This window comes from Sphingomonas sp. ABOLE (assembly GCF_003950455.1).
GTDB lineage: Bacteria > Pseudomonadota > Alphaproteobacteria > Sphingomonadales > Sphingomonadaceae > Sphingomonas > Sphingomonas trueperi.
Genome location: NZ_QQWY01000113.1, coordinates 1 through 906 on the forward strand (window position 1 = coordinate 1; position 906 = coordinate 906).

The window sequence follows — 906 nt, forward strand, 5'->3', positions numbered from 1 at the left end:
GGATGTTCGACCGTACCTATTACGCCACGCACCCGGACATGATGGCGTGCGTGAGCAATGAGGAACTGCGCGACCGCTATCTGATCTCCGGGCTGTTCCGGGAAGGCGAATGCGTGCTCAACTACACCCATGCCGATCGCTTCGTGATCGGCGGGGTGCAGGTGGGCAGCGGCCCGGTGAAGCTGCCCGACCAGACCGAGCCGCCCTCGGCCGCCGGCCATCCGTTTCTTGAGCGGCGCGAGTTGGCGATCGTCAATGTCGGCGCGGTCGAGGGCACGGTGACGGTGGACGGCGAGGTCTTCGCGCTGGGCAACAAGGACTGCCTCTACGTCACCATGGGCGCCAAGGACGTGACGTTCGCCGGCGAAGGCGCGCGCTTCTATCTGGCCTCCTGCCCGGCGCACCAGGCGTTCACCACCCGCAAGCTCGGCATCGCCGACGCCAATGCGCTGGAGCGTGGCAGCCTCGCCGAGTCCAACGCGCGGACGATCTACCAGCTCGTCATCCCCGGCGTGTGCGACAGCGCGCAGCTGGTGATGGGGCTCACCGTGCTCAAGCCCGGCAGCGTGTGGAACACCATGCCGCCGCATGTCCATGAACGCCGCAGCGAGATCTATTTCTATTTCGAGCTCGACGATCTGGAGAAGGATCGGGTGATGCACTTCATGGGCGAGGGCGAGGCGACCCGCCATATCGTCATGGCCAATGAAGAGGCGGTGATCAGCCCGCCCTGGTCGATCCATATGGGCGCGGGCACCAAGGCCTATGCCTTCATCTGGGCGATGGCGGGCGAGAACCAGGATTATACCGACATGCAGGTGCTGGATATCTGCCAGCTGGCCTGACCCCTTAACTCCCCCTCCCGCGCGCGGGAGGGGGAGTTAAGGGGTCAGGCCAGCTGCCCGC

Annotated in this window: 1 protein-coding gene; it reads left to right on the forward strand. The window is 65.5% G+C overall.

All coding sequences use genetic code 11. The annotated features are described in order from the left end of the window. Nucleotides 1–2: 2 nt before the first annotated feature. Nucleotides 3–845, forward strand: a complete 843-nt coding sequence (gene kduI, locus CA234_RS24130; protein WP_125975355.1) for a 5-dehydro-4-deoxy-D-glucuronate isomerase — start codon at nucleotides 3–5, stop codon at nucleotides 843–845. The last annotated feature ends 61 nt before the right edge of the window (nucleotides 846–906 follow it).

Bases quoted from the DNA above. Each gene is read 5' to 3' on its own strand.
- kduI (WP_125975355.1), top strand. From the start codon at position 3: ATGTTCGACCGTACCTATTACGCCACGCACCCGGACATGATGGCGTGC.